Origin of the sequence: Paraburkholderia largidicola (genome assembly GCF_013426895.1) — a bacterium.
In the GTDB taxonomy this organism is placed as follows: domain Bacteria; phylum Pseudomonadota; class Gammaproteobacteria; order Burkholderiales; family Burkholderiaceae; genus Paraburkholderia; species Paraburkholderia largidicola.
Map to the genome: position 1 here is coordinate 966,395 of NZ_AP023175.1, position 24,591 is coordinate 990,985.

23 protein-coding genes and 1 pseudogene are annotated in these 24,591 nt (G+C 63.5%); 12 read left to right on the forward strand and 12 right to left on the reverse strand.

Annotation, left to right across the window (positions count from 1 at the left end):
- Positions 1 to 41: 41 nt before the first annotated feature.
- Complete coding sequence (locus tag PPGU16_RS20920; protein WP_180724672.1) at positions 42 to 1,007, reverse strand: ornithine cyclodeaminase family protein; 966 nt, start codon at positions 1,005 to 1,007, stop codon at positions 42 to 44.
- A gap of 333 nt (positions 1,008 to 1,340) precedes the next feature.
- On the opposite strand from PPGU16_RS20920, the gene PPGU16_RS20925 reads away from it, so the two are divergent.
- Both PPGU16_RS20925 and PPGU16_RS20930 read left to right on the forward strand, forming a co-directional pair.
- Positions 1,341 to 2,120, forward strand: a complete 780-nt coding sequence (locus PPGU16_RS20925; RefSeq protein ID WP_180724673.1) for an ABC transporter substrate-binding protein — start codon at positions 1,341 to 1,343, stop codon at positions 2,118 to 2,120.
- Positions 2,121 to 2,254: 134 nt separating this feature from the next.
- Positions 2,255 to 3,499 (forward strand): NAD(P)/FAD-dependent oxidoreductase, encoded by a 1,245-nt coding sequence (locus PPGU16_RS20930; RefSeq protein WP_180724674.1) that lies wholly within the window; start codon positions 2,255 to 2,257, stop codon positions 3,497 to 3,499.
- Positions 3,500 to 4,273: 774 nt separating this feature from the next.
- Here the strand turns inward: PPGU16_RS20930 and PPGU16_RS20935 are convergent.
- Both PPGU16_RS20935 and PPGU16_RS20940 read right to left on the reverse strand, forming a co-directional pair.
- Entirely contained in the window at positions 4,274 to 5,833 is a 1,560-nt protein-coding gene (locus PPGU16_RS20935) for a methyl-accepting chemotaxis protein (protein WP_180724675.1), read from the reverse strand.
- 182 nt (positions 5,834 to 6,015) lie between these two features.
- Entirely contained in the window at positions 6,016 to 6,966 is a 951-nt protein-coding gene (locus tag PPGU16_RS20940; protein WP_180724676.1) for an AEC family transporter, read from the reverse strand.
- A gap of 107 nt (positions 6,967 to 7,073) precedes the next feature.
- Here PPGU16_RS20940 and PPGU16_RS20945 point away from each other — a divergent pair, with 107 nt between their 5' ends.
- Positions 7,074 to 8,024 (forward strand): LysR family transcriptional regulator, encoded by a 951-nt coding sequence (locus PPGU16_RS20945; protein ID WP_180724677.1) that lies wholly within the window; start codon positions 7,074 to 7,076, stop codon positions 8,022 to 8,024.
- Here PPGU16_RS20945 and PPGU16_RS20950 read toward each other — a convergent pair.
- Both PPGU16_RS20950 and PPGU16_RS20955 read right to left on the reverse strand, forming a co-directional pair.
- Positions 8,015 to 8,785, reverse strand: a complete 771-nt coding sequence (locus tag PPGU16_RS20950) for a CbtA family protein (protein WP_180724678.1) — start codon at positions 8,783 to 8,785, stop codon at positions 8,015 to 8,017. The two genes, PPGU16_RS20945 and PPGU16_RS20950, sit on opposite strands and share 10 nt — an antisense overlap.
- Positions 8,786 to 8,806: 21 nt before the next feature.
- Positions 8,807 to 9,031 carry a CbtB domain-containing protein gene (locus PPGU16_RS20955; RefSeq protein ID WP_180724679.1) on the reverse strand — a complete coding sequence of 75 codons (225 nt, stop codon included), beginning with the start codon at positions 9,029 to 9,031 and terminating at the stop codon, positions 8,807 to 8,809.
- 235 nt (positions 9,032 to 9,266) lie between these two features.
- On the opposite strand from PPGU16_RS20955, the gene PPGU16_RS20960 reads away from it, so the two are divergent.
- A complete protein-coding gene (locus PPGU16_RS20960; RefSeq protein WP_180724680.1) occupies positions 9,267 to 9,842 on the forward strand; it encodes a histidine phosphatase family protein in 576 nt (191 codons plus the stop codon).
- A 25-nt stretch (positions 9,843 to 9,867) separates the two neighbouring features.
- On the opposite strand, the gene PPGU16_RS20965 is transcribed toward PPGU16_RS20960, so the two are convergent.
- The gene (locus PPGU16_RS20965; protein WP_180724681.1) at positions 9,868 to 10,278 is read right to left on the reverse strand and encodes a hypothetical protein; all 411 of its coding nucleotides are present in this window, start codon (positions 10,276 to 10,278) and stop codon (positions 9,868 to 9,870) included.
- Positions 10,279 to 10,482: 204 nt separating this feature from the next.
- Between PPGU16_RS20965 and PPGU16_RS20970 the strand changes: the two genes are divergently transcribed.
- The 3 genes from PPGU16_RS20970 to infA all read left to right on the forward strand — a co-directional run bounded on the left by PPGU16_RS20970 (position 10,483) and on the right by infA (position 11,894).
- Positions 10,483 to 10,701 carry a hypothetical protein gene (locus PPGU16_RS20970; protein ID WP_007743363.1) on the forward strand — a complete coding sequence of 73 codons (219 nt, stop codon included), beginning with the start codon at positions 10,483 to 10,485 and terminating at the stop codon, positions 10,699 to 10,701.
- 514 nt (positions 10,702 to 11,215) lie between these two features.
- Entirely contained in the window at positions 11,216 to 11,503 is a 288-nt protein-coding gene (locus PPGU16_RS20975; protein ID WP_180724682.1) for a hypothetical protein, read from the forward strand.
- Positions 11,504 to 11,630: 127 nt separating this feature from the next.
- Positions 11,631 to 11,894, forward strand: coding sequence for a translation initiation factor IF-1 (gene infA / locus PPGU16_RS20980; RefSeq protein ID WP_007743365.1), 264 nt, complete (start codon positions 11,631 to 11,633; stop codon positions 11,892 to 11,894).
- 123 nt (positions 11,895 to 12,017) lie between these two features.
- Here infA and PPGU16_RS20985 read toward each other — a convergent pair whose 3' ends face one another.
- Positions 12,018 to 12,725: a GntR family transcriptional regulator gene (locus tag PPGU16_RS20985; protein ID WP_180724683.1), complete on the reverse strand. Its 708-nt coding sequence runs from the start codon at positions 12,723 to 12,725 to the stop codon at positions 12,018 to 12,020.
- 177 nt (positions 12,726 to 12,902) lie between these two features.
- On the opposite strand from PPGU16_RS20985, the gene PPGU16_RS20990 reads away from it, so the two are divergent.
- From PPGU16_RS20990 to PPGU16_RS21000, 3 genes are all read left to right on the forward strand, one after another.
- A complete protein-coding gene (locus PPGU16_RS20990) occupies positions 12,903 to 14,162 on the forward strand; it encodes a cyanate transporter (protein WP_180724684.1) in 1,260 nt (419 codons plus the stop codon).
- A 312-nt stretch (positions 14,163 to 14,474) separates the two neighbouring features.
- Entirely contained in the window at positions 14,475 to 15,050 is a 576-nt protein-coding gene (locus PPGU16_RS20995; protein ID WP_180724685.1) for an ANTAR domain-containing response regulator, read from the forward strand.
- A 10-nt stretch (positions 15,051 to 15,060) separates the two neighbouring features.
- Positions 15,061 to 16,203: a CmpA/NrtA family ABC transporter substrate-binding protein gene (locus tag PPGU16_RS21000; protein WP_180724686.1), complete on the forward strand. Its 1,143-nt coding sequence runs from the start codon at positions 15,061 to 15,063 to the stop codon at positions 16,201 to 16,203.
- Between the two features lie 779 nt (positions 16,204 to 16,982).
- Here PPGU16_RS21000 and PPGU16_RS21005 read toward each other — a convergent pair.
- The 4 genes and pseudogenes from PPGU16_RS21005 to PPGU16_RS21020 all read right to left on the reverse strand — a co-directional run.
- A complete protein-coding gene (locus PPGU16_RS21005) occupies positions 16,983 to 17,924 on the reverse strand; it encodes a choline ABC transporter substrate-binding protein (RefSeq protein WP_180724687.1) in 942 nt (313 codons plus the stop codon).
- Between the two features lie 40 nt (positions 17,925 to 17,964).
- Complete coding sequence (locus PPGU16_RS21010; protein WP_238270705.1) at positions 17,965 to 18,942, reverse strand: GlxA family transcriptional regulator; 978 nt, start codon at positions 18,940 to 18,942, stop codon at positions 17,965 to 17,967.
- A gap of 133 nt (positions 18,943 to 19,075) precedes the next feature.
- On the reverse strand, positions 19,076 to 19,981 hold the full coding sequence (choW, locus tag PPGU16_RS21015; protein ID WP_180724689.1) for a choline ABC transporter permease subunit: 906 nt from the start codon (positions 19,979 to 19,981) through the stop codon (positions 19,076 to 19,078).
- Positions 19,974 to 21,263, reverse strand: a pseudogene (locus tag PPGU16_RS21020) (quaternary amine ABC transporter ATP-binding protein); the annotation flags it as partial. The gene choW and the pseudogene PPGU16_RS21020, both read right to left, overlap by 8 nt.
- A 331-nt stretch (positions 21,264 to 21,594) precedes the next feature.
- On the opposite strand from PPGU16_RS21020, the gene PPGU16_RS21025 reads away from it, so the two are divergent.
- Complete coding sequence (locus PPGU16_RS21025) at positions 21,595 to 23,307, forward strand: IlvD/Edd family dehydratase (RefSeq protein ID WP_180724691.1); 1,713 nt, start codon at positions 21,595 to 21,597, stop codon at positions 23,305 to 23,307.
- Between the two features lie 2 nt (positions 23,308 to 23,309).
- Complete coding sequence (locus PPGU16_RS21030; RefSeq protein ID WP_243460650.1) at positions 23,310 to 24,239, forward strand: dihydrodipicolinate synthase family protein; 930 nt, start codon at positions 23,310 to 23,312, stop codon at positions 24,237 to 24,239.
- Between the two features lie 67 nt (positions 24,240 to 24,306).
- Here the strand turns inward: PPGU16_RS21030 and PPGU16_RS21035 are convergent, their stop codons facing one another.
- Positions 24,307 to 24,525: a hypothetical protein gene (locus tag PPGU16_RS21035; protein WP_180724692.1), complete on the reverse strand. Its 219-nt coding sequence runs from the start codon at positions 24,523 to 24,525 to the stop codon at positions 24,307 to 24,309.
- Positions 24,526 to 24,591 lie beyond the last annotated feature (66 nt).

The following is a 24,591-nucleotide window of genomic DNA, read 5'->3' on the forward strand; positions in this document are numbered from 1 at the left end:
CGTTACGCTCGCCCCGCAGCGGCGGCTGACCGCCATTGTAGCTATTGTGCCTGGCCTCTACGATCCGTCAGATGCCGGTACAGCTCGCTCGCGATCGCGACGTCTTCGAGGCCCAGGCCGATCGAGCGGAAGAACGCGTGCCGCTCGTACGCTGGCTTCTCGCACGTGCCCGCCAGCAGCGACGGCAGATCGCCCTTCACTTTCTGCGGCGACCAGCCGTGCTGCGCGGCGAGCTTCATCTCGCCGGCGCTCGCGGGCGTGGTCGCGCGGTAGTCGCAGTAGACATCCATCTCCGGCAGCCACGCCGGATCGATTTCGTGCGCGTTCACGGCATTCGTGCTGATCGACGTGATGAGCGCGGGTTTCGTCAGCGCGTCGCGCGGCAGCACGGGCGTGCCCGACGACGTGCACAGCATCACCACGTCCGCGTCCTTCACGCACGCCTCGATGCTTGCGCTCGTTTCGGCGCGCGCGTCGGCGGCCTGGACGGCGGCGCGCTTTGCGTCGCTGGCGGTGAGATCGGGCGAATACACGCGAATCGATTCCCACGCGCGCAGCGGCGCGACATGCCGCAGATGCGCGAGGCCGACAGCGCCCGCGCCGATGATCGAAAGCCGCTTCGCATCGGCGGGCGCGAGCTGGTCGACGGCGAGCGCCGTGGTGCCTGCCGTGCGCTCGGTGGTGAGCAGAGCGGCGTCGCACCACATCAGCGGCTGACCCGTTTCCATCGACATCAGCGCCGTCCACGCGGTAATCACCGGCTTCGCGCCCGTCACGATATACGGCGACAGCTTCGCGCCGAACACCTTCGCGTCGGCGAGCACACCGAGATAGGTAATGAAGTCGCCCGCGCCGTTCGGGAACAGCGTCAGCGATTGCGGCGGCTGCACCGCCCCGGCAGAAGCGAGCGCGCGAAACATCGCGCTCAGCGCGCGGCGCACATCGAGCGCGGGCAGCGCGGCGCGGACAGCCTGTTCGTCAACGGCGAGTGGCAAGGCGGTCATCATCGAAATCATCTCCTGAGCGACGCGTGACGCGTCAATTGCAATTCCTTTCCGATCGACGATCCGACCGAAGCGTAGACTTGTAGTCTACTTGAGACTTTGCAGATTTGGACAAAAAAGTCTCGTTTTGGGCGTGTGCATCGTGCGCAAGAAGATCCGGACAGACAGGCTTTTCGCGCCTCTCGCCCTTTCTTTAAAAGACTTCGAAGGAAACCGCGCGGCATTTTTGATCACTGGACTATCGTATTCCCTATAGTCCATACTGGACTTTCAGTCTATATTTCAACTGCGCCGCCGCCGTCGCGCGTGGCCCGATCATCAACGACAGGAACCGTCATGAACCTGAAGCTCTCCTTCGCCGCCGCCGTCTTTGCCATGACGGCGGGCGCCGCCTGCGCGCAATCGTCCGATACGTTGCGCTTCGGCATCGAAGCCGCCTATCCTCCGTTCGAAAGCAAGACCGCGTCGGGCCAGCTCGAAGGCTTCGACGTGGACGTCGGCAACGCGGTCTGCGCGAAAATGAAGGTGAAGTGCGTGTGGGTCGAGAACGCGTTCGACGGTCTGATTCCCGCGCTGCAGGCGCGCAAGTTCGACGTGATCAACTCGGCGATGAACATCACGGTCAAGCGCAAGGAAAGCATCGCATTCACGCCGCCCATCTATGTGGTGCCCATCGTGATGATCGCGAAGCGCGGCTCCAATCTGCTGCCGGATGTGAAGACGCTGCAAGGCAAGCGTGTCGGCGTGTTGCAGGGGTCGTCGCAGGAAGACTTCCTGAAGAAGCACTGGGCGAATGCGGGCGTGCAGATCGTCTCGTATCAGGACCAGGATCAGGTCTACGCGGACCTCGCCGCGGGACGTCTGGACGCCGCCGTGCAGGAAGCGCAGACCGCGCACGATGGTTTCCTGAGCAAGCCGGCGGGCGCGGGCTTCGACATGGTCGGCGAGCCGCTGAAAGACCCGGCCACGCTCGGCGAAGGCACGGGCTTCGGTCTGCGCAAGGGCGACAAGGCGCTGCAGGCGAAAGTCGATGCCGCGCTCGCCGAACTGAAGAAGGATGGCACGCTGACGGCGCTGTCGCAGAAGTACTTCAAGCGCGACATCATCGCGAAGTGATACGCTGCTGAGCCGGAGCCGGCAGCAGCGAAGACGGCCTGGTCGAAGACGGCCCCGTCGGTTCGATACGCGAGCGCGTGGCGACACGCGCTCGTTGCGCTTTTAAAGCATCAACAAACACACTTTCGATCGTTATGGATTTCGACGTCATCGTGCTGGGCGCGGGCATCGTCGGCGTGTCGTCGGCGCTGCATCTGCAGGATCGCGGGCGGCGCGTCGCGCTGGTCGACCGGCGAGCACCCGGCGAGGAGACGAGCTTCGGCAACGCGGGGCTGATCGAGCGCTCGTCGCTCGTGCCGTACGGCTTTCCGCGCAAGCTCGGCACGCTGCTGCGCTACGCGCGCAACCAGTCGACCGATCTCTACTGGGACTACAAGGCGCTGCCCGCGTACGCGGGGTGGCTCGCGCGCTTCTGGTGGGAATCATCGCCGCAGCGGCTCGCGGCCGCGGCGCGCGACCTGATGCCGTTGATCGCCGCATGCGTCGACGAGCACGACAAGCTGATCGCGCGCGCGGGCGTCGGCCAGCTCGTGCACGACGGCGGCTGGATCGAGGCGTTTCGCACGCGTGAGGCTTTCGAGCGCGAAGCGAAAGCATCGGAAGACGCGATCCGCGAGCATGGGTTGCATGTGAGCGTGCTCGATGCAGCAGCGCTGCGTGCGCAGGAAGCGTCGGTGGGCGAAGGCATCTGCGGCGCGATTCACTGGAAGGACCCGATGAGCGTGCTCAATCCAGGCGCGCTGGTGAAAGGCTATGCGCGGCTGTTCGAAGCGAACGGGGGCACGTTCGTCACTGGCGATGCGACGACCTTGCGTTCATCGGGCGATGTGTGGACGGTAGAAACACAACAAGGCACGCTGAGCGCGAAAGAAGTCGTGCTCGCGCTCGGGCCCTGGTCCGATACCGTGTTCGGGCCGCTCGGCTATCGGATTCCGTTGCGCGCGAAGCGCGGTTATCACATGCACTATCGGCCGGGGCGGCAGATGTTGTCCGTGCCGATCGTCGATACGGAACGCGGGTATGTGATTGCGCCGATGGAAGGCAATCGCCTGCGGCTGACGACGGGCGTCGAGATCGCGGAGCGCGGCGCGCCGCCGACGGGCATTCAGCTAGAGCGCGTCGAGCCGCTCGCGCGTGTGACTTTTGGTCTCGGCGAGCGCGTCGATGAGAAGCCGTGGCTCGGCATGCGGCCCTGCACGCCGGACATGCGGCCCGTGATCGGGCCGGCGCCGCGGCATCGCGGGTTGTGGTTCGCGTTTGGGCATAACCATCACGGGCTCACGCTTGGGCCCGTTACCGGGCGGCTGCTTGCGGAGATGATGACGGGGGAGACGCCGTTTGCCGATTCGAGGCCGTTTCGGGTGGAGAGGTTTGGGTGAACGGTGTTGTTCGTTAGGGGTGTTTCGGCTTTGCGCTGGCATCCGCGTTTTGCCTTCGTGCCTCAGGCGTTGCCGTTCGGTGTTTTGGTCTTTTCGCTGGCATCCGCGTGATTTTATTGGTCCGCTAGCGTTGCCCCTGTGCGGGGCGGCACCTACTTTTCTTTGCCGCCGCAAAGAAAAGTAGGCAAAAGAAAGCGGCTCACACCGCCAATCCTTGTGTTTGCCTGAGGGCCCTCACAGGGTCTTACGCTTCACACGGCAACGCCCTGGTTCGGGTCCGTTGCCAACGTTCTCTCTGTACGCCTCACCCACTTCACGCACCTGCACTACAGCCCGCTGTGCCAGACAGTCCACGGCCGCCCAGGTGGCAAACTGTGTGTAGGCCCCTGGTGCGCCGCACGCCTCACTCCGGACCGATAGCGCACGCGTTCCACCCTGTAAGAGCGCCAGGCTATACGACGCGACAACCTGCACACAGTTTGCCACCTGGGCGGCACAAGCCGTTCGCTGCCGCTGGCCCGAGTACGGGTATTCGAAGCGGGTGAGGCATCTGTTCGAAGCGTTGGCAACGAGCGCCAGCAGAGACGTTGCCGTGTGAAGCATAAGACCCGTTGGGGGCCCTCAGGCAGACACAAGAGCTGGCGGTGTGAGCCGCTTTCTTTTGCCTACTTTTCTTTGCGGCGGCAAAGAAAAGTAGGTGCCGCCCCGCACAGGGGCAACGCTTGCGAACCAATAACATCACGCGGATGCCAGCGAAAAGCACCAGCAAACCACCTATACACCCAAACCTTCCACCCCCACCCTGAACGCCGCCGTCAACTCACTCAACCGTTTAGCCTCATCGGCCAGCGCGGCCGCCGTCGCCGCATTCTCCTCGACCAGCGCCGCGTTCTGCTGCGTCACCTCATCCATCTGCGTGACGGCGAGGCTCACTTCCTTGATGCCGTCGCTTTGCTGCCGCGACGCGGTCGCAATCTCACCCACAATCTTCGCGACACGCGAAATAGCACTCTCGATATCGCGAATCGTATCGCCCGCACCCGTCGCAATCTGCGCGCCCTGCGCGACCCGCGACGTCGAATCCGCGATCAGCACGCCGATCTCCTTCGCCGCCGCAGCCGAACGTTGCGCAAGACTGCGCACCTCACCCGCGACGACGGCAAAGCCGCGCCCTTCCTCGCCCGCGCGCGCCGCCTCGACGGCCGCGTTCAGCGCCAGAATATTCGTCTGAAACGCAATCCCTTCGATTGCCGTGATGATGCCCGTCATCTTCGACGAGCCGGCGTCGATGGCATGCATCGTCTCGACCAGGCTGCCGACGGCTTCGCGCCCGTGCGCCGTCATCGACGATGCATCTTCGGCGAGCTTGCTCGCGTGCTGCGCGTTCTCGGCGTTCAACTGCACGGTCGACGTCAGTTCGTCCATCGCGGCAGCCGTCTGTTCGAGCGACGCGGCCTGCTCCTCCGTGCGCTGCGACAAATCGAGGTTGCCCGCCGCGATCTGCTGCGTCGCGGCTGCAATCGAATCGGAACCCTTGCGCACCGTCGTGATCGTCGCGCCGAGCTTGTCCTGCATCGTCGCGAGGCCGTGGAGCAGCGTGCCCATTTCGTCCTCGGAACGGATCTCGACGCGCGTGCGCAGTTCGCCCGATGCAATCGCGTCGAACTGCCCAAGCGCATCGCGCATCGGCGACATGATCGCGCGGCGCAGCGCCCGCCAGCTGAGAAACGCGACGCCCAGCCCGACGGCGATGCTCGCGATGCACGCCGTCAGCAGTGTTTTGAACGTCGCGGACGAATGCTCGGCGGCGGCCTGCGCAGCGTCGTCGAGATACTTTTCCAGCGCGCCCTGGCTCGCGTTCATCGCCGAATACAGTCCGATCAGATGATTCGCACGGCTCTCGTCCATCCAGCTGGTGTCGCCGCTGCCGATCGCCTGGATCAACTGGTCGATGCCGTCGCGCAGGACAGCCGTGCGTTTGACATCGAGATCGTCGGTGAGGCGTTGCAGTTCGGGCGTCTTCGGCAGCGCGCGGAAGTCGCTCCATGCCTTGTCGGCGTCGCCGAGCAGACGCTTCGCCCGGTTCAACTGCTCGCCGAGCTGCGGCGAATGCGGATTGCTCATCGCCCAGTCGAGGCCGAAGCGCGCCCGCGACATCGCCGTCCCCGAGCGCCCAAGCGCGACCACCGATGCAAAGTTGACCTCGTATGCCTCCCGCTGCGCCCGGTTGCTCTTCGCCATGCCGAAGATGCCGAGCGCGCCCGTCGCGATCAGCAGCACGCCAAGGAAAGCGATCGTCGTCGCGATCCGGGCGTTGATGGTCAAGCTCTTCATATTGTCTGGTCTCTCGCTGTCTGCCTGTTTTCGCCGAGATAAATCGGTCGTCTTTTTGTTCCATATATAAAACATGTGTCCTTATATGGAACTTATGCCGAGTGTAAGGCGAAAAAAATGAGCAGACCACTGCTCATTCGACGCGCGTTGCGAGGCCGCGACAACGGATCAACCGCACGCGATCACCCCGGCGCGTGCATATAGAACAGCAGCAGCGACAGCGAAACCAGCGACCCCAGCGTCGACAGCAGAATGGTCTGCGACGTGATGTGCGCCTCGCGTTCATAGAACTCGGCGAGCATGTAAGGGCCTGTGCCCGTCGGCAGCGCGGCGAGCAGCACGGCCATATCGACCATCGGCGCGGGCAGCGCGAACACGCGCGCGGCGATCCACCATGCGAGCGCAGGCTGTGCGATCAGCTTGATCGCCGTCAGCACGAACGACGTGACCGGTTCGGCCGCTTCCTCGGCAGGCGTGCGCTTTTCCGCGAGAAAGAGCCCCAGACTCACCAGTGCGCACGGGCTAGCCGCGCCACTCAGCAGCTTCAGGAACGTTTCGACGCTGTGCGGCAGCGTGACGTCGGCGCTCGCTGCCAGCACACCGAGGATCGGCGACGCGATCAACGGATTTCTCAGCAGTCGCCACACCACTTTCGCGCCGAGCTTGTGCGGCGTGCGTTCGGTCTGCAAGCCGATCTCGATGAGCACGATCGCCAGCGCGAACAGCACGCAGGCGACGATGATCGTCGCGATGGTGGTCGGCGTGAGACTCGCCTTGCCGAACGCGAGCAGCCCGAGCGGAAAGCCGATATAGCCCGTGTTCGGATACGACGCCGCAATCGCGTCGACGCTGGCATCGGCGAGATGCCGGCCGCTCGCGAGGCGAGCCAGCAGCACGACCAGAAACACCCCCGCGCAGGCAATCGAAAACGTCGCGATAAAGGCTGGCTGATCGAGCTGACGCCAGGTCGAATGGGCCATCGTGTCGAACAGCAGCGCGGGCAGCGCGAGCCACACGACGAAGCGGTTCAGTTCGGAAGCGGCCGTGGGGCCGAGCAGATTGCGCCGGCGGCAGAAAAAGCCCGCGAAGATCAGCGCAAAGACAGGCAGCAGGATTTCGAGCGTAGACAGCATGAAGTTGCGGCAACGAAGAGAAGGAGGACAGAAACGCGCAAGGGTAAGCGTTTACACCTATACAATCCAATGCCGAATCAAACCTGTGACGATACCTTTTTCGCATCATGCTCGACGTCAAGCCGCTTCGCTATTTCGTCGCGCTCGCCGAAACGCGCCATTTCGGGCGCGCGGCCGCGCGGCTGAACCTGTCGCAGCCGCCACTGAGCCGGCAACTGGCCGCGCTCGAAGCATCGCTCGGCGTCACGCTGATCGAGCGCAGTCCGCGCAGCGTCGCGCTCACGGCAGCGGGCGAACGTTTCTATGAGGATGCGAAGGCGATTCTCGCGTCGATCGAGCAGGCGGCGAAAAATGCGCGCGCGGCATCCGTCGGCGACAGCGGCCACTTGACCATCGGCTTCACGATGTGCGCCGCTTACAGCGTGCTGCCCGCCTATGCGCGCGCGTACGGCGACGCCTGGCCCGACGTGACGCTGAACCTGCGCGAGGTCGTATCGAACGATCTGGCCTCGCAGGTGCTGAGCGGGCAGATCGACGCTGCGATCATGTTTCCGGGCGCGCAAAGCAAGGACCTCGACACCCGCGCGATCTTCACCGAGCCGCTATGCGTCGCGCTGTCGCGCGCGCATCCGCTCGCCGATGCGCGTCAACTGTCGATCGCCCAGCTCGCGCACGAGCCGTTCGTGATGGCGTCGGAAGCCGTGTCGCCGAGCCTGCGCGCGACCATCGTCGATCATTGCGCGCAAGGCGGCTTCGCGCCCGATGTACGGTTCGAAGTGCAGTTGCAGCAGACGGTGTTGAGTCTCGTGAACGAAGGCGTGGGAATCGCGCTGGTGCCGGAGTCGATGCGCAAGGCGCAACTGGCGGGCGTCGTGTTCAGGCCGCTCGCCGGCGCGCCGACGATTTCGCAGATGCTCGTCTGGTCGCCGTCGAACCGCAATCCGTGCCTGGCGCGGTTTCTGGACATTGCCGGGAAGCGGCGAACCGCACGAGATGAAGAAGCGAGCCGCGCGCCTGCCCATTCGGGTGCAGGCGCGGGAAAGCAGCGTTACAGATAAGCCGAGTTGCGCGCCGCCGCAGCCGACGCGCGCGCGATGCGTTCGCTGCGCTCGACCAGCGCGCCGAACAGCAGGCCGATCGTCGCCCACATGATTGCCTGCATGCCGAGCGCAGTGAAGCGGAACTTCCACAGCACGACGGCCGGGAACGCATCAGGCACTTCGTTGACCGTCGGCAGCGCGATCTGGATCGCGGCGATGATCGCGACGAACACGATCCCGCCCACGATCGACGCGTTCCACAGCCCGAGGCGCGGCACCAGATGCTTGCGGACTTTCATCGCGAACACCGACACGACGAGCGACGTGACGATCATCAGAAAGAACAGCCCGGTGCGCATGCCGATCGTATCCGGGTCGCCGACGGAAGGCGGATTCGCCGGGTACTTGATGGTCGGCACCAGCACGACGGCGACGTAGGCGCCCACGGCGAGCCACGCGGACAACGCGCGCGCGCTGAGCCGGCCGACGCGTCCGTGCAGATACGCGAAGGTCAGCGAGAACAGCCCGCCGAACGCCATCCCATACGCGACGACGCCCGTCAGCAGTCCGAGGCCCGCCTGCGTGCCGCGGCTCACGAGTTCTTCTTCGTGATCGTGACCGCCGCTCGCGTCGCCGTGATCGTGCGCGGCTTGCATCTTTTCTTCGAACGAGATCGCCGTATCGACGAGCGGCTCGCCTGCGACCCGCGCGAACGCGAACGTGAGCAGACCCGCGACGATGCCTGCGAGCATCCCTCGCATCAACAACTTGCCAACCATGGTGATGACTCCCTTACGCGATCAGTGGCAAGGAAAGCCGAGCAGGTGGCGGCCGTCGTGCACGAACTCATGCACGTACATGCCGGAAAACAGCGATGTCGCGCCCTGTTCGGCGCCGACGAAATACAGCGCAAGCAGCATCAGCAGGCCGCCGAAGACGACCCACGGCAGCAGTTCGCGCAGCGGAATGGGGGTGATGGCGGGTTGATCGGCCTGACGGGCGTGGTCGATAACGGCGTCGTTCATGACGGACATCTCCTGGGGGATACGCGCCCCGATAGTCGAATGATGAGGGAAGTCGAAGCTTGGGTCTGGCTTCCGGCTTGTGTACAGCATGTTTGTGTACGCATTGACTGCCGATTACAGTGGCGCGACCGCGCCGGGCTTGCACCGGCTTCCGCGCTTCGAGTGGCAACTATTCTACGGCTAAACTGCGGAACGCTCTCCTCTTTCTTCCCATTTCCCCAACCCAGGGCCGTCGATGCAAACACGCCTGTTGTTGATCAGCCACCCGGCGACAGCCGCGCAGCGCAAGGGCACGTTTCCCGCAGACGACCCCCTCGATGCGCGCGCGGTCGAAGAAGCCACGGCGTTTCGCGCATCGCACGCCGGATTGTTGAACGCCGATGTGGCGCTCAGCAGCCCCGCTGCGTGCGCGCGGGAAACGGCGCAGGCGCTCGGGCTCGTGGCGAAGACCGTGCCGGATCTCGCCGATGCCGATTTCGGCCGCTGGCGTGGCCGCCGTCTGCTCGACGTGGCCAATGAGGAAACAGACGCGCTCGATACGTGGACGCGCGATCCGTCATCCGCGCCGCATGGGGGCGAATCGTTCGATGCGCTGAACTTGCGCGTCGGCGGCTGGCTCGACGCGTTCCAGCATCACGGCACGGTCATCGCCGTCACGCATGCGAGCGTGATCCGCGCGGCGCTCATGCATGTGCTGCAAGCGCCGTCCGCGACATTCGCGCGCATCGAGGTTCCGCCCCTTTCCGTCGTCGAACTGCAACGCAACGAGCGCGGCTGGGCGTGGTGGCCTGCGCCCGAGCATCGCGCCTGAGACACCCGCCGACGCCCACGGGCGCTCACAGCGTCGGACACGACAGCACCTGCTGCGGATTGAGGGTCGTGCCCGGCATGCCGTCGGTGGCGGGCGTGCCTTGGGCCGGCGTCGCGATCAGGCGCACGGCATCCGTACCCGCATTCGCGAGCACGTAGCGCTCGGGGCGGCCTTGCGGCTGCCAGTACGCGCGATAGACGCCGCCATCCTTCAGCACATGGAGCGTGCCGCGCACCGTCTTGCCGCCCGCGATGAAATCGACGGGCTCGCCGTCGCGCAACGCGAAGCCGCTTGCCGCCGACACGCTCGATGCGCCCGACGCCTCCGCGCCGCCACCTGCGCCAGACAGTACGCCGCAGGATGCATCGGCCGATGCTGCGATCGCCAGCTGGGCGACGGTCCATAGCGCGAGCGGCGCGATCGTTCTGAGTGTCATGGAGAACCTCGTGTCGTCTGGAATCGTCTGGAATGGCGAGCCACGTCAAGCCTTCTGCGCGTCGCAAAGCGCATACCCAGCACGGCACACGGATAGGAAGCGACGTGAATTTTGACCGCATGGCACCGCGCTTTTTGATGTGCGATAAAAGGTAAGACTCAAGAGTCAGATCTTTCACTAGCGTTCACCGAAAAGAGGCAACCGATGGCTACGCTCGAAGCGTTTCGTACCGTGCTCGACGATGCACGCACGCCCGAGATCATCCGCAATCACATCATCGATTCGCTGCAGTACGCGCTGCGCAATCACGGCCAGGTTTTCACGTCGAAGGAAGTCGAATGGCTCGCGAAGTGGGACGACGCGCGCATACCGCTCGCGGCCAGCCGCGAACTGCAAAAACGCCTGACGCAGACCACGGACTGAGCAAGCGGAGCGGGCGCGCGCAGCCGCCGCGCGCCAGACGGGCATGCTCCACGAAAGCGGTCAAGGGAAAGTTTCTGCTACCCAAAGCCCTGTTTTTAGGGCATAATATATTTAACGCAGCGCTCTGCCCGCATCACCCGTCAACTTCTTCACCGTAACGCGTCAACGTCTTCTCGTCTTCGCCGCGTTGCACTGATTGCATTGCATCCCAGCCGTCCCGTTATCGCGCAACATCATGCAGCGGCAACCCGGCGGTATCCGTCACTCCGGCCACGCGCTGCACGCCTGAACCCGACGGGGTGACATTCGCTACGTTCGTTGCCCGCGCGGCATCAGCGTATTTTTCTCCATCCGTTCCGCGTTGATCGCGGTTGCGTTCGAGCCAGCGCATACGGCTCGCGCGAGACTTTTTCCATTGCGGCGCGCCCGATGGCGCTGCGCCGCCCGCTGCCTATTCGCCGCGCCTGCACGTTGCAGTGACGCGCGCCGGCAGCCGTATCACAGGACTTTGTATATGACGACTCAAAGCATCAAGACCTACAAGGGCTACGAGATTCATCCGCTGATCTATCCGCGCCGCACGGCGAACGGCGTGGCGCACCGCAATTCGATCGACAGCGGCTACGACGCGTCGGTTCGCATCTGCCGTGTCGGCGCGAACGCCGCTGCCGACGGCCGCGTGTTCCGCCTGTCGTATTTCCGGCCGTTCGAAGGCGCGGGCAAGGCACGCATGGCCTGCATGGAACATGCAGCACAAGTGATCGATGGCCGGATCGACGGACAGACCGTTTCCGATCTCTGATCACACGCGCGCCGCAAAAGGCGCGTATCACTGTCTCACCGCATCGCCGCGGCAGCCTTCGTGCTGCCGCGCAAGTTAAGCTGCGCGCCGCGCGCGGCACCCTTCCCTCATCGACCAGGAGTAATGCATGGCGAAAGAAGAACTGCTTGAACTGGACGGCATCGTCGACGAAGTGCTGCCCGATAGCCGCTACCGCGTCACGCTGGATAACGGCGTGGTCGTGGGCGCGTACGCGTCGGGACGCATGCGCAAGAATCACATCCGTATCCTCGCGGGCGACCGCGTCACGCTGGAACTGTCGGTCTATGACCTGACCAAAGGCCGCATCAACTTCCGTCACAAGGACGAACGCAGCAGCGGCCCGCGTAGCGCACCGATGCGCCGCCGCTAACGTAGCGGCAAACCACTGAAGCGTCCCGCGCTCGAAACCGGCGCGACGCAATCGTGAATCGACGTACCGGGCAGTCGTCGATCACAGCAAAAGATGCGGCATGTGCAATGCATGCCGATCGACTCATCCGCGAAAGACCGTACGCGGATCGTCACTCGCACTGGACTGCATACGCGTCACGACGCGTTCTTCCAGTTCCGCGAGATGCGCGCGCATCGCTCCGAGCGCCGCGTTCAAGTCTCCCCCATACAGAGCCTCGATGAGTTGCGCGTGTTCGTCGGCGGAGCATGTCGTGCCCTTCGACGGATCGTAAAGCGCCTTGTACAGTTCCGTCTTCGCGACGAGTTGCGCGACGAAACCCTGCAATTCCGCGCTCCCCGCAATCTGCGTCAGCAGCACATGAAAGTGCCCCGCGAGCCGCACCTGCTCATCGACACGCCCTTCCTTCAGCGCCTTTTTTTCGCCGGCGATATGCGCCTTCAGCACCCGCCGGTCCTGTGACGACAGCGCGCCGCATAGCGCGGTGACGATCCCCGCCTCGACGATCTGCCGCGCGCGGTAGACCTGCCGCACATCCTCTTCCGACGGCGCCGGCACGAACGCGCCGCGATTCGCTTCCAGCACCAGCTTGCCTTCGAAGCCGAGCCGCGCCAGCACCTTGCGCAGCGCGCCGCGCGTGCAGTTGAACGCGGCCGCGAGATCGCGCTCGACGAGTTGCGCGCCCGGCCGCAGTCGGCCTTCGAGCAGCGCCGTGGTGATCGATGCGTAGATGCGGTCCTCGACGTTGTCTTCATCCGCGGCAGGCGGCGGTGTGTTCGGGCGTGTGGCCATGTTGTGCGATTGGGAAGGTTGCGGCGGCGGCCGTATTTTAGCGGCGCGCGGCCTTGCACGCATGAAGCGTCGACACTATCCGCCAAATACCGGCGATAGCGGATCGGCACCGAATGGTTAACCATTTTACGATATTATGGTTAACCAAACGCATTCGACTCATCCGCAGGATACCCCGTGAACCAGACTCCCGGCATCGATACCCCGCGCATTTCGCGTCGCACGACGACCTCGGCCCTGTCATGGCAGGACGGGCTCTGGCTCTCAGTCATCGTCGCGATCGGCATCAATCTGCGGCCGCTGCTGACGTCCGTGAGCCCATTGATGGCGACGATCCGCGCGGCCACGGGCCTCAGTTTCTCGGGCGCTTCGCTGCTGACGAGCTTGCCCGTCGTCGCGATGGGAATCGGCGCGTTCGGCGCGGGCTTGCTGACACGCGCGGTCGGCGAAACGCGCGGCGTCGCGCTGGGGCTGCTGGCGATAGCCGTTGCGTGCAGCGCGCGTCTGGCCGCGTCGAGCGGCACGGCGTTGCTGACGACGGCGCTCGTGGCGGGCATCGGCGTGGCCGTCATTCAGGCGCTGCTGCCGGGTGTGATGAAGCAGCGCTTTCATGCACGCGTGCCGCTTGCGATGGGCCTGTTCTCCGCGTCGATCATGGGCGGCGGCGGGCTCGGCGCGAGCCTTAGCCCCTATGTCGCGAAAGCATCCGGTTCGTGGCACGCGGGCCTCGCGATGTGGGCCGTGCCTGCGGCGCTCGCGTGTGTGTGCTGGCTCGCGCTGCAACGCCGCGCATCGGCTTTCGATGGAAGAGCCGCAGCGCACGTTGCCGCGAGCCCGGCGCACCCGCATGTGGCGATCTGGAAGAAGCGGCGCGCGTGGGCGTTGGGTCTGCACTTCGGTCTCGTCAATGGCGGCTACACGACGCTGGTTGCGTGGCTGCCCGCGTATTACCAGCAGCGCGGCGCGAGCGTCGCGCACAGCGGCTCGCTGCTCGCGGCGATGACCGTCTTCCAGGCGGCTTCGGCGTTGCTGCTGCCGCTCGCGGCAGCGTCGTTCCGCGACCGCCGGCCATGGCTCGTCGCAGGGCTGTCCGCGCAACTCATCGGGATCGTCGGACTGCTCGCGTTGCCGGATGCGCTGCCGCTCGCGTGGGTCGGGATTGCAGGCGCGGGACTCGGCGGGACATTTTCGCTGACGCTCGTCACGGCACTCGATCATGCCGACGATCATCGCCTCGCTGGAAGGCTCGTTGCATTCGTGCAGGGCGTCGGTTTCATCGTGGCGGCGATTTCGCCCATCGTCGCGGGACGTTTGCGCGATCTGACGGGCAGCTTCACGGCCGCGTGGATCATGCTCGCGGCTTGCATCGCCGCGATGATCGCGTTGACCTTCGCTTTCTCGCCGCGCAGTTACGCGCGCTGGCCCGGCACGCGGTAAAACGCTTCGCGCAAGCCGACCGTTCACTGCCGGCGCTGCAGTCACTTCTTCGCGCCAAACAGGTGCAGCATATTCGGGCACGCACTGTCGCGGTGCACCGGCGGCATGCCGCCTTGAGGGCTCGAAGCTGTGCGCAGCAAACGTCAGGGCGATTCCCATTCGATGGCACACAAGTTGCAGTAATACTGCACGCCTCCGCGCGGGTCACGGCAGAACGCGACTGCTGCCGTCACCCGGCGCGAAGCGTCATGCAGAACCCGCAATCCAACGAATGAAGCTGCGTAACTCCCCCTACTCCATACCGGGCAATCCATGCTGCGTGTTTTGCTCGTAACCGATACCGACAAGCCCATCGGCGAGTTGCGCGATACGCTTGCGCGGCTCGGCTACTACATGCTCGCCGCCACGGCCTCGCCGCAAGCGCTGCACAAAGCTGTCGAAAGCGAACGGCCCGACGTGATCATCGTCGACACGGAATCGCCTTCGCGCGATACGCTCGAACAGCTCGCCGTGATGAACGCGACCGCGCCGCGCCCGGTGCTGATGTTCAGCAACGACGCGAACCAGCAACTGATACGCGATGCCGTCGGCGCGGGCGTGACGGCGTATCTCGTCGAAGGTCTGGCGACGGAACGCCTCGCGCCGATTCTCGAAGTGGCGCTGGCGCGCTTCGCGCAGGAATCGCAACTGCGCGAGCGGCTCGCGCAGGCCGAGAACGAACTGGCCGAGCGCAAGCTGATCGACCGCGCGAAGCGCATGCTGATGGATTCGCAAAAGATGACCGAACATGCCGCCTACGCGACGATGCGCAAGCGCGCGATGAACCAGGGCGTGAAGCTCGCCGAAGTCGCGCGCCAGATCGTCGCCGCAGCCGACTTGCCAGATTGATGCGCCGCTCATGAACTCACCTGCCTACACCTCATCCTCCGACCCATCCGGCAAGCTCGAGAAGACGCACTTGCGCCTCGGGTTCGTCGCACTCAGCGATGCCGCGCCGCTGGTGGCCGCGAAGCTGCTCGAATTCGGCCATGCGCACGGACTGACGATCGAACTGCTGAAGCAGCCATCGTGGGCTGCGATACGCGACAAGCTGTTGTCGGGCGATCTCGACGCCGCGCATTCGCTTTACGGCCTCGTGTATGGCGTGCAGCTCGGCATCGGCGGTCCGCAAACGGATATGGCCGTGCTGATGGTGCTGAACCGCAATGGCCAGGCGATCACCGTGTCGAACCGTCTCGCCGCTGCGCTCGACGAGCACAAGACGCTGCCCGCCGCGCTCGCGACGCTCGGCCGCAAGCCCGTGTTCGCGCAGACTTTCCCGACGGGCACGCATGCGATGTGGCTGTATTACTGGCTCGCTTCGCAGGGTGTGCATCCTTTGCGCGATATCGAGGGCGTGGTGATTCCCCCGCCGCAGATGGTCGATGCGCTCGCGCAGGACCGGCTCGATGGGCTGTGTGTTGGAGAGCCGTGGAATGCTGTTGCGCAGGAGCGCGGTGTTGGCAGAACGATTGCGTATTCGAGCGAGGTGTGGCCCGATCATCCCGAGAAGGTGCTGGCGAGTCGGCGCGATTTTGTGACGCGGTATCCGAATACTGCGCGGGCGCTCGTGCAGACGATGCTTGAGGCGTGTCGATGGCTCGATGATGATGTGCATCGGGTGGAGATTTCGCGTCGGCTCGCTGCGGATGAGTTTGTTGGCGTGCCCGCCGGGTTGATTGCGCCACGGTTGATTGCTGCGGGTTCTGATGAGAAGCGACGGGCTGTGAAGTTTTTTGCAGACGGTGTCGTGAATTATCCGCATCCCGCGGAGGGGGTTTGGTTTTTTGCGCAGTACGCGCGGTGGGGGATGGCTGAGTGGCGGGATGATTTTGCACGCATTGCGAGTGAGGTTAATCAGGTTGAGCTCTATTGCGAGGCTGCTGCTAATGTTGGTGTGAGCGTGTGTGCCGATTCGCCGTCGGCGGTGCTCGTTGATGGGCGGGTTTGGGATGGGAAGGCTGATCTGGCTTATATGCAGGGGTTTTCGATCCGGGCCTGACGGGCGTTTTTTGTCTGCGACGGTGGTTGGCTTTTGCTCAGGCGTTGCCGTTTGGTGTTTTTTTTGTTTTCACTGGCATCCGCGCTATGCCTACGTGCTTCAAGCGTTGCCCCTGTGCGGGGCGGCACCTACTTTTCTTTGCCGCCGCAAAGAAAAGTAGGCAAAAGAAAGCGGCTCACACCGCCAGTTCTTGTGTTCGCCTGAGGGCCCCAAAAGGGTCTTACGCTTCACACGGCAACGCGCGTGTTCGCGTGCGTTGCCAACGTTCTCTCTGTACGCCTCACCCGCTTCGCGCGCCCGAATTACCGCATGCCGCACAAGATAGTCCACCGCCGCCCAGGTGGTAAACAGTGTGTAGGCCGAAGTACTCCACCCGCCTCACTTCGGACCGATAGCGCATGCGTTCCACCCTGTAGGAGCGCCAGGTTATGCGACGCGAAAACCTACACACAGTTTGCCACCTGGGCGGCGCATATAATTCGCTGCCGCTGGCCCTTGTGCAGGTGTCTGGAGCGGGTGAGGCATCTGTTCGAAGCGCTGGCAACGCTCGCAAACAAGGACGTTGCCGTGTGAAGCGCGGGGACGTTGGGGGCCCGTGGATAGGGACACGGGCTGGCGGTGTGAGCCGCTTTCTTTTGCCTACTTTTCTTTGCGGCGGCAAAGAAAAGTAGGTGCCGCCCCGCACAGGGGCAACGCTTGCGAACCAATAACATCACGCGGATGCCAGCGCAAAGCCCCCCAAAAAACCCGAACAGCCTCGCAAACAAAAAAACCCGCCCTCAATGCGCCGCAATATAAGCCTTAACAGCCGGCAGACCATCTTTACCATCAATCGTCTGCACTCCCGCCAGCCACTTATCCAAAGCCTGAGGATTAGCCTTCAACCAGGCCAGCGCAGCCTTATTTGCATCTTCCTTGTTCATGATAGGCACCATCACATGATTCTCGATAGCCGTCGTGAACTGCAGATTAGAAACAAACTTCGCCGCATTCGGGCAACGCGCAGCGTAATCGGGCGGCGTCGCCGTAAACACCTTCGCCTCGCCATAGTTAGGCCCGAACACATCATCCCCACCAGACAGATAATCGATCTTCATCTGCACATTCATGGGATGCGGCTCCCAGCCCAGAAACACGATCCACTTCTTGTCACGAACCGCACGGTTCACCTCGACCAGCATCCCCGCCTCGCTCGACTCCACCAGCTTGAACTTGCCAAGCCCGAACTGATTGCCGTCGATCATCTTCTTGATCAACGCGTTGCCGTCATTACCGGGCTCGATGCCATAAACCTTCCCATCAAGCTTGTCCGCATACTTTGCAATATCGCTGAAGTTCTTCAGCCCGCCGTTGTACACATAATCCGGCACAGCAAGCGTATATTTCGCGCCCGTCAGGTTCGGCGTCGCCAGCACCTTGATCGTGCCGGCCTTCACGAACGGCTGGATGATCGGGTCCATCGTCGGTGCCCAATAGCCGAGAAACACGTCGATCTGCTTGCTCTTGATGCCTGCGAACGTAATCGGCACTGAAGCAATCGTCTTCGTCGGGTTGTAGCCGAGCCCCTGGAAGATCGTCGATGCGAGGCCCGTCGTCGCGGCAATATCGGTCCAGCCGACATCGGCGAAACGGACGTTGCGGCACACGGCGGGATCGGCGGCGTGCGCGGTCCCGGCAGCCGTCGCGCACAGCGCGGCCGCCATCATCAGCTTGCGTTTCATCAGATTCTCCTCGGAATAATTTTGCTTGCCGCTCGACGGCCTAGCTCGCGTGGCGGCGCTCGACGCTCGGCGCATGACCGAACTGCGCGCGATAAGCCTTGCTGAAATGACACGGTGAATGAAATCCGCACACGGTCGTCACGCGCGCAATCGATGCGTCCGTCGTGCGCAGCAGATCGCGCGCGCGCCGCAAACGCAGCGACAGGTAGTAATGCGTCGGCGACACACTCAGATAAACCTTGAACATGCGCTGTAAATGGCGTTGCGACAATTGCACGAGCCGCGCGAGTTCTTCGAGCGACAAAGGCTCTTCGATATTCGCTTCCATCAGCCGCACCACTTCGATCAGTTCGGCACGCGAGAAACCGACGCGCGCATCGACGGGAATCGGCTGCGGATCGCTCGCGCTGCGGATGCGCTCGAGAATGAACTGCTCGGACACTTGCGCCGCAAGGGTCTGCCCGAAGCGGGAACTGACCAGATCGAGCATCAGATCGAGCGGCGCCGTGCCGCCCGTGCAGGTCAGGCGATCGCGATCGATCACGAACAGCTCGTCGGCGAATTGCACATGCGGATATTCCTTGTGCAGCGCCGACAGGTCTTCCCAATGCACCGAACAGCGATAACCGTCGAGCAGCCCCGCCGCCATCAACGCATAAGCGCCCGTGCAAACGCCGCCCAACGGCACGCCCTGCGATGCGGCATCCGCGAGCAGTGTCTTCACGTTGGTATCGACGGCATTGCGTATCTGCGTGCCGCCGCACACGATCAGCACATCCGGCATGCCCGCCTCTTCGAGCGTGCGCGTCGGCTTGACCGTCAGGCCATTGCTCGCCCGCACGGGCACGCCGTCGGTCGTAATCACAGACCAGCGATAGTGCTGCGCGCGCGAAACGTAATTCGCCATGCGCAGCACTTCGACCGCGCTCGTGAACGCGATCATCGAAAAACTGGGCAAAGTCAGAAAGCCCACATGCGCAAGATTCGACAACGGCGTTTCAGCCCTGATAGACGTCACGTCGCGCTCCGTGATGCACAAAGAAGAATGTGTTTGGCCACCGCGAAAGCCCGAAGGCTCTCGCGGGACGACCACTATTGGTTCTATTGCAGACGCGCCAGAAAGTCAGCGCTTGATCGAATACGACAAAGACTTAGCTTTGCGCGACGGCCGGCTGTTCGCGGCGCACGCGCATCACGTTGCGCAGGCCTGCGAAGCGCGGCGCAGTGGCCGAGCCAGGCGAGCGGCCAAAGCTCTCGGTGATACGGTCCAGAATGATCGCCAGCAACACGACGGAAAGACCGCTTTCGAAACCCAGCCCGATATCGAGCCGCTGAATACTCGCGAGCACATCGTTGCCGAGACCGCCCGCGCCCACCATCGACGCGATGATCACCATCGACAGCGCCATCATGATGGTCTGGTTCACGCCCTGCATAATCGACGGCAAGGCGTTCGGGAATTGCACCTTGTACAGCAACTGCCACGGCGTGCAACCGAATGCCTGCCCCGCTTCGACGATCTCGCGGTTCACATGCCTGATGCCGAGACTCGTCAGACGCACGGCAGGCGGCATCGCGAAGATCACGGTAGAGAGAATCCCCGGCACGCGGCCAAGACCGAACAGCATCGCCGCGGGAATCAGGTAGACGAATGCGGGCATCGTCTGCATCAGGTCGAGAATCGGGCGCACGATCATCTGCACATGCTTGTTCTTCGCGGTCCAGATGCCGAGCGGAATGCCGAACACGAGACTGATCAACGTCGACGACAGCGTGAGGCCCAGCGTGATGACCGTCTGGTCCCAGAAGCCGGTTGCGTAAATCAGCAGTAGCGAAGCCGTGGCGAAAATTGCAAAACGCCAGCCCACGCGCCACAGGCCGATGCCGATGAAGAACGCCATCAGCGCCCACATCGGAATGGCCTGCAAGCCATGCTCGATCAGCGCGGCGAAGCTCTCGATTGCCTTGCCGATCGAATCGAAGGTGCTCGCGTCGTGATCGAGCAGATAGTGAACGGACTGGTCGACCCAACGGCCGAGTGGAATCATCTCAGACATGGGCACCACCTCTGTTGCGCGTAATCACCTTGAGGACCGCGGCCTGATCGACGGAACCGCAATAGCGGTCTTCGTCGTCGACCACGGGCAGAGCCGTCGTGCTCGCGCACACGCGCGACACGACATGTTCGAGCGGCGCGCCGCGCGAAATGCATTCGACCTTGTTCAGCGACGGCGACGCATTGCCGATCGCATCGCGTGTGACGAAGCCGCGGATACGGCGCTCGGCATCCAGCACGAACGCGTATTCCGCGCTGCCGTTGAGCGACTCGGCAACGCTGGACTGATCCAGATTGCGCACCAGCGGCACGCCGTTCGCCTGCATCAGATCACCCGCCGTCAGATAGCGGCTCGTATCGACGCCTTCGAAGAACGCGCGCACGTAGTCGTCCGCCGGGTTCGCGATGATGTCCTGCGGCGTGCCGATCTGCACGACTCGCCCCCCTTCCATGATCGCGATGCGCGTGCCGATGCGCAGCGCCTCTTCCAGATCGTGGGACACGAACAGGATCGTGCGCTGCTGGTTCTTCTGCAATTCCAGCAGCACGTTCTGCATTTCCTTGCGCTTGAGCGGGTCGAGCGCGGAGAACGCTTCATCCATGATCATCAGCGAGGGGTTCACCGCCAGCGCACGCGCGAGACCGACGCGCTGCTGCATGCCGCCCGACAATTCCGACGGCAGCTTGCCGGCGAAGGTCGCGAGGCCCACCTGTTCGAGCACTTCGAGCGCGCGCTTCTCACGTTGCTTGCGTCCCATGCCGCCGACTTCGAGGCCGAACGCCGCATTCGACAGCACCGTGCGTTGCGGCATCAGCGCGAACGACTGGAACACCATGCTCATGTCGGTGCGACGCAGCGAGGTCAGCTCCGAGCGCTTGATGGCGGCAACATCGCGGCCATCGATGATCACCTTCCCGGCCGTCGGTTCGACCAGCCGATTGATGAGACGGATCAGCGTGGACTTGCCGGAACCCGACAGGCCCATCAGCACGAAAATCTCGCCTTCCTGCACGTCGAAGGAGACGTTGTGGACGCCGACCACGTGCCCCGTCTTGGCGAATACTTCGTCCTTCGACGCGCCTCGCGAGAGCATGTCCTGCGCCAACTTCGGGTTAGGCCCGAATACCTTACATAATCCTTCGACCACGACCTTTGGGGATTTCATTGAGTCCATCTCCTCGTGGTGCAGGCGCCGGCCTGCACATGTGTGACTACATAGTTGCCAGAAAAAACCCCGACTAGCCGACTAATTGCGACAGACGCTTGCGGAAATGCGACACGATGAAAAACGAACGGACGTTAGCGGATGCGTGTAACCCTTGTGCAGCAAGGATTCGCGAGGATGTTGCAATGCGTGATGAGTGGTCGCGCGTGTCGCTTATTGGAAGGTCGGCGTCCGCGGAATGACGCATTTGCGGCGCGTAGCGACATGCCCCGTCAAGGGTTCTCCCTGCCCTGCGGCGCAAACGCTGCCTTTCATCGCTTCTGTTGCGCTGCAACCGCAATGCGTCGCGCCCTTCGCAGCCCTTGCAACGAACGCCATCTCATGCGACGAATGGGCTAAGCTGATCGACAACGGACGCACGAAGAACGAAGCCAAAACAGGAGACCCCATGCGCAAACTCCGCTCGCAAAGCTGGTTCGGCCGCAACGACAAGGACGGCTTCATCCATCGTTCGTGGATGAAAAACCAGGGCATTCCGCACGATGAATTCGACGGCCGTCCTGTCGTCGGCATTTGCAATACGTGGTCGGAGCTGACGCCCTGCAACGCTCACTTTCGCGAACTCGCCGAGTACGTGAAACGCGGCGTGCGTGAAGCGGGTGGCCTGCCGCTCGAATTCCCCGTGATGTCGCTCGGCGAATCGAACCTGCGGCCCACGGCGATGCTGTTTCGCAATCTGGCTTCGATGGATGTCGAGGAGTCGATACGCGGCAATCCGCTCGACGGCGTGATCCTGCTCGTCGGCTGCGACAAGACTACGCCGGCGCTCCTGATGGGCGCGGCGTCATGCAATCTGCCCGCGCTCGCCGTGTCGGGCGGCCCGATGCTCAATGGCCGCTTCCGCGGCCGCACGATCGGTTCGGGTACGGGCGTATGGCAGATGTCCGAGGAAGTGCGCGCGGGCACGATGAGCCAGCAGGAGTTCATCGATGCCGAATCGTGCATGAACCGCTCGCGCGGTCATTGCATGACGATGGGTACGGCATCGACGATGGCGTCGATGGTCGAATCGCTCGGCATCGGTCTGCCGCACAACGCGGCGATTCCCGCTGTCGATGCGCGCCGCCAGGTGCTTGCGCATCTCGCTGGCCGGCGCATCGTCGAGATGGTCCGCGACGATGTGACGATGGACAAGATCCTCACGCGCCAGGCCTTCGAAAACGCGATCCGCACGAACGCCGCGATCGGCGGATCGACGAATGCCGTCGTGCATCTGATCGCGCTCGCGCGGCGCATCGGCGTCGATCTCGCGCTCGACGACTGGGAACTCGGCTCGGATGTGCCGTGCCTCGTCAACCTGCAGCCATCGGGCGAGTACCTGATGGAAGATTTCTACTACGCAGGCGGCCTGCCTGCCGTGTTGAAGCAACTCGGCGAGCAGGGGCTGCTGCATCGCGATGCGCTGACCGTCAACGGCAAAACCATCTGGGACAACGTCTGCGATGCGCCCAACTACGATCAGAAGGTGATCACGACTTTCGCCGAGCCGTTCAAGCCGCACGCGGGCATCGCCGTGCTGCGCGGCAATCTCGCGCCGAATGGCGCCGTCATCAAGCCCTCGGCGGCGACGGCTTCGCTGTTGAAGCATCGCGGGCGTGCCGTCGTGTTCGAGAACGTCGAAGAACTGCACGCGAAGGTCGACGACGAATCGCTCGATATCGACGAGCATTGCGTGATGGTGCTCAAGGGCGCGGGGCCAAAGGGCTATCCCGGTTTCGCCGAGGTCGGCAACATGCCGCTGCCGAAAAAGGTCCTGCAAAAAGGCATTACCGACATGGTGCGCATCTCCGATGGCCGCATGAGCGGCACGGCCTATGGCGCCGTCGTGCTGCACGTCTCGCCCGAAGCGGCGGCAGGCGGCCCGCTCGCGCTCGTGCAGACGGGCGACATGATCGAACTCGACGTCGCCGCGCGGCGCCTGCATCTGGACGTATCCGACGAAGAACTGGAACGGCGCCGCGCCGCATGGCGTGCGCCAGAACTGCCGGCGCGCGGCTATTACCGGCTCTATGTCGAGCATGTGTTGCAGGCCGATCAGGGCGCCGATCTCGACTTCCTGGTGGGCGCGAGCGGCGCCCACGTGCCGCGCGATTCGCATTGATCATGACGCGCCCCGCCCCGTTCTCGCCACGCGGCATGTGGCCCGTGCTCTACGCCTACTTCGACGCGAACAATGTGCTCGACCGGCGAGCGATCGACACACAGATCGACGCGACGATCGATGCGGGCGCAAGCGGCATCGTGATTCTCGGTCTTGCGACGGAAGTGAACCGTTTGACGCTCGACGAGAAGCAGCGCTTTATCGAATGGACGGGCGCGCACATCGCCGGACGCGTGCCGTTCGCCGTCACGATCACGGGCGACACTGCCGATGCGCAACTCGCATTGGCGGATTACGCAGCGGACCACGGCGCGTCGTCGCTGATCCTGCAACCGCCATCCGTTCGCGACAAGCCCGAATCGTTCTACTTCGATTTTTTCGCCGAAGTCATGCAGCGCGTGCGCGTGCCGGTCGGCATCCAGAATGCGCCCGAATATCTGGGCGTCGGGTTGTCGGTTGAATCGCTTGTCACGCTCGCCGCGCAATGCGGGCAGTTTCAGTGGCTCAAGGGCGAAGGGCCGGCCACGATCATTCATTCGACGATCGAACGGCTGCGCGAGCGTGGTAGTCCGTTCCCTGTGTTCAATGGGCGCGGAGGCCAGGAACTGATCGACAATCTGCGCGCCGGTTGCGCGGGGCTGATCGTCGCGCCTGATTCGTTCGACTGGCAAGCCGCGATTCACAGCGCTTTCATAGCCGGCGATCAGACCAACGCGCAAGCGCTTTACGAACGTATTCTGCCGTCCATCGTCTTCGTGATGCAATCGCTCGATGCGTTGACCTGCTACGGCAAACGGATCGCGGCGTGGCGCATGGGTTTCGATGTCGCGCACGACCGGGGCATGCGTCCGACTGCATTTGGTCTGTCATGCGCACGCCGTTTTGCCGCGGCGCTGGGTCCGTTTGCCGATCAGCGCAACACGGCCCGTTGAAGCAAAAAAGAGGAAGGCGGTTCACAACCGCGCTTCCTCCTTCGACATCAGCGCGGAGCGCTAAGCCTTACTGTGCTGCCGATGCTGCTTCATCGCTGGCTGCCTTGGCGGGCGCTGCCTTCTTGTGCGCGTGCTTCTTCGCGTGATGCTTCCTGGCATGATGCTTGGCAGCGGGTGCCGATGCTGCTGCGGGCGCTTCTTCCGTTGCTGCGGGAGCCGATGCCTGCGCGAATGCGGCGATCGAGAACAGACCTGCCAGAGCGGCGGCGATGATGTGCTTGTTCATTGCTTGAATCCTCAAACCTTGGGTTGTTGACTGACGGCTCGGTGGCCGTCTGACCGGATAGTGGTC

Excerpts from the sequence above, each read along its gene's own strand:
- PPGU16_RS20975 (WP_180724682.1), top strand. The coding sequence starts at position 11,216 with ATGACGACTCAAAGCATCAAGACCTACAAGGGCTACGAGATTCATCCG.
- PPGU16_RS20985 (WP_180724683.1), bottom strand. The coding sequence starts at position 12,725 with ATGGCCACACGCCCGAACACACCGCCGCCTGCCGCGGATGAAGACAAC.
- PPGU16_RS20940 (WP_180724676.1), bottom strand. The coding sequence starts at position 6,966 with ATGCTGTCTACGCTCGAAATCCTGCTGCCTGTCTTTGCGCTGATCTTC.
- PPGU16_RS21030 (WP_243460650.1), top strand. The coding sequence starts at position 23,310 with ATGACGCGCCCCGCCCCGTTCTCGCCACGCGGCATGTGGCCCGTGCTC.
- PPGU16_RS20955 (WP_180724679.1), bottom strand. The coding sequence starts at position 9,031 with ATGAACGACGCCGTTATCGACCACGCCCGTCAGGCCGATCAACCCGCC.
- PPGU16_RS20935 (WP_180724675.1), bottom strand. The coding sequence starts at position 5,833 with ATGAAGAGCTTGACCATCAACGCCCGGATCGCGACGACGATCGCTTTC.
- PPGU16_RS20960 (WP_180724680.1), top strand. The coding sequence starts at position 9,267 with ATGCAAACACGCCTGTTGTTGATCAGCCACCCGGCGACAGCCGCGCAG.
- PPGU16_RS20920 (WP_180724672.1), bottom strand. The coding sequence starts at position 1,007 with ATGATGACCGCCTTGCCACTCGCCGTTGACGAACAGGCTGTCCGCGCC.
- PPGU16_RS20970 (WP_007743363.1), top strand. The coding sequence starts at position 10,483 with ATGGCTACGCTCGAAGCGTTTCGTACCGTGCTCGACGATGCACGCACG.
- PPGU16_RS21000 (WP_180724686.1), top strand. The coding sequence starts at position 15,061 with ATGAACTCACCTGCCTACACCTCATCCTCCGACCCATCCGGCAAGCTC.
- PPGU16_RS20965 (WP_180724681.1), bottom strand. The coding sequence starts at position 10,278 with ATGACACTCAGAACGATCGCGCCGCTCGCGCTATGGACCGTCGCCCAG.
- PPGU16_RS20945 (WP_180724677.1), top strand. The coding sequence starts at position 7,074 with ATGCTCGACGTCAAGCCGCTTCGCTATTTCGTCGCGCTCGCCGAAACG.
- PPGU16_RS21005 (WP_180724687.1), bottom strand. The coding sequence starts at position 17,924 with ATGAAACGCAAGCTGATGATGGCGGCCGCGCTGTGCGCGACGGCTGCC.
- PPGU16_RS21035 (WP_180724692.1), bottom strand. The coding sequence starts at position 24,525 with ATGAACAAGCACATCATCGCCGCCGCTCTGGCAGGTCTGTTCTCGATC.
- PPGU16_RS20995 (WP_180724685.1), top strand. The coding sequence starts at position 14,475 with ATGCTGCGTGTTTTGCTCGTAACCGATACCGACAAGCCCATCGGCGAG.
- choW (WP_180724689.1), bottom strand. The coding sequence starts at position 19,981 with ATGTCTGAGATGATTCCACTCGGCCGTTGGGTCGACCAGTCCGTTCAC.
- PPGU16_RS21025 (WP_180724691.1), top strand. The coding sequence starts at position 21,595 with ATGCGCAAACTCCGCTCGCAAAGCTGGTTCGGCCGCAACGACAAGGAC.
- infA (WP_007743365.1), top strand. The coding sequence starts at position 11,631 with ATGGCGAAAGAAGAACTGCTTGAACTGGACGGCATCGTCGACGAAGTG.
- PPGU16_RS20950 (WP_180724678.1), bottom strand. The coding sequence starts at position 8,785 with ATGGTTGGCAAGTTGTTGATGCGAGGGATGCTCGCAGGCATCGTCGCG.
- PPGU16_RS20925 (WP_180724673.1), top strand. The coding sequence starts at position 1,341 with ATGAACCTGAAGCTCTCCTTCGCCGCCGCCGTCTTTGCCATGACGGCG.
- PPGU16_RS20930 (WP_180724674.1), top strand. The coding sequence starts at position 2,255 with ATGGATTTCGACGTCATCGTGCTGGGCGCGGGCATCGTCGGCGTGTCG.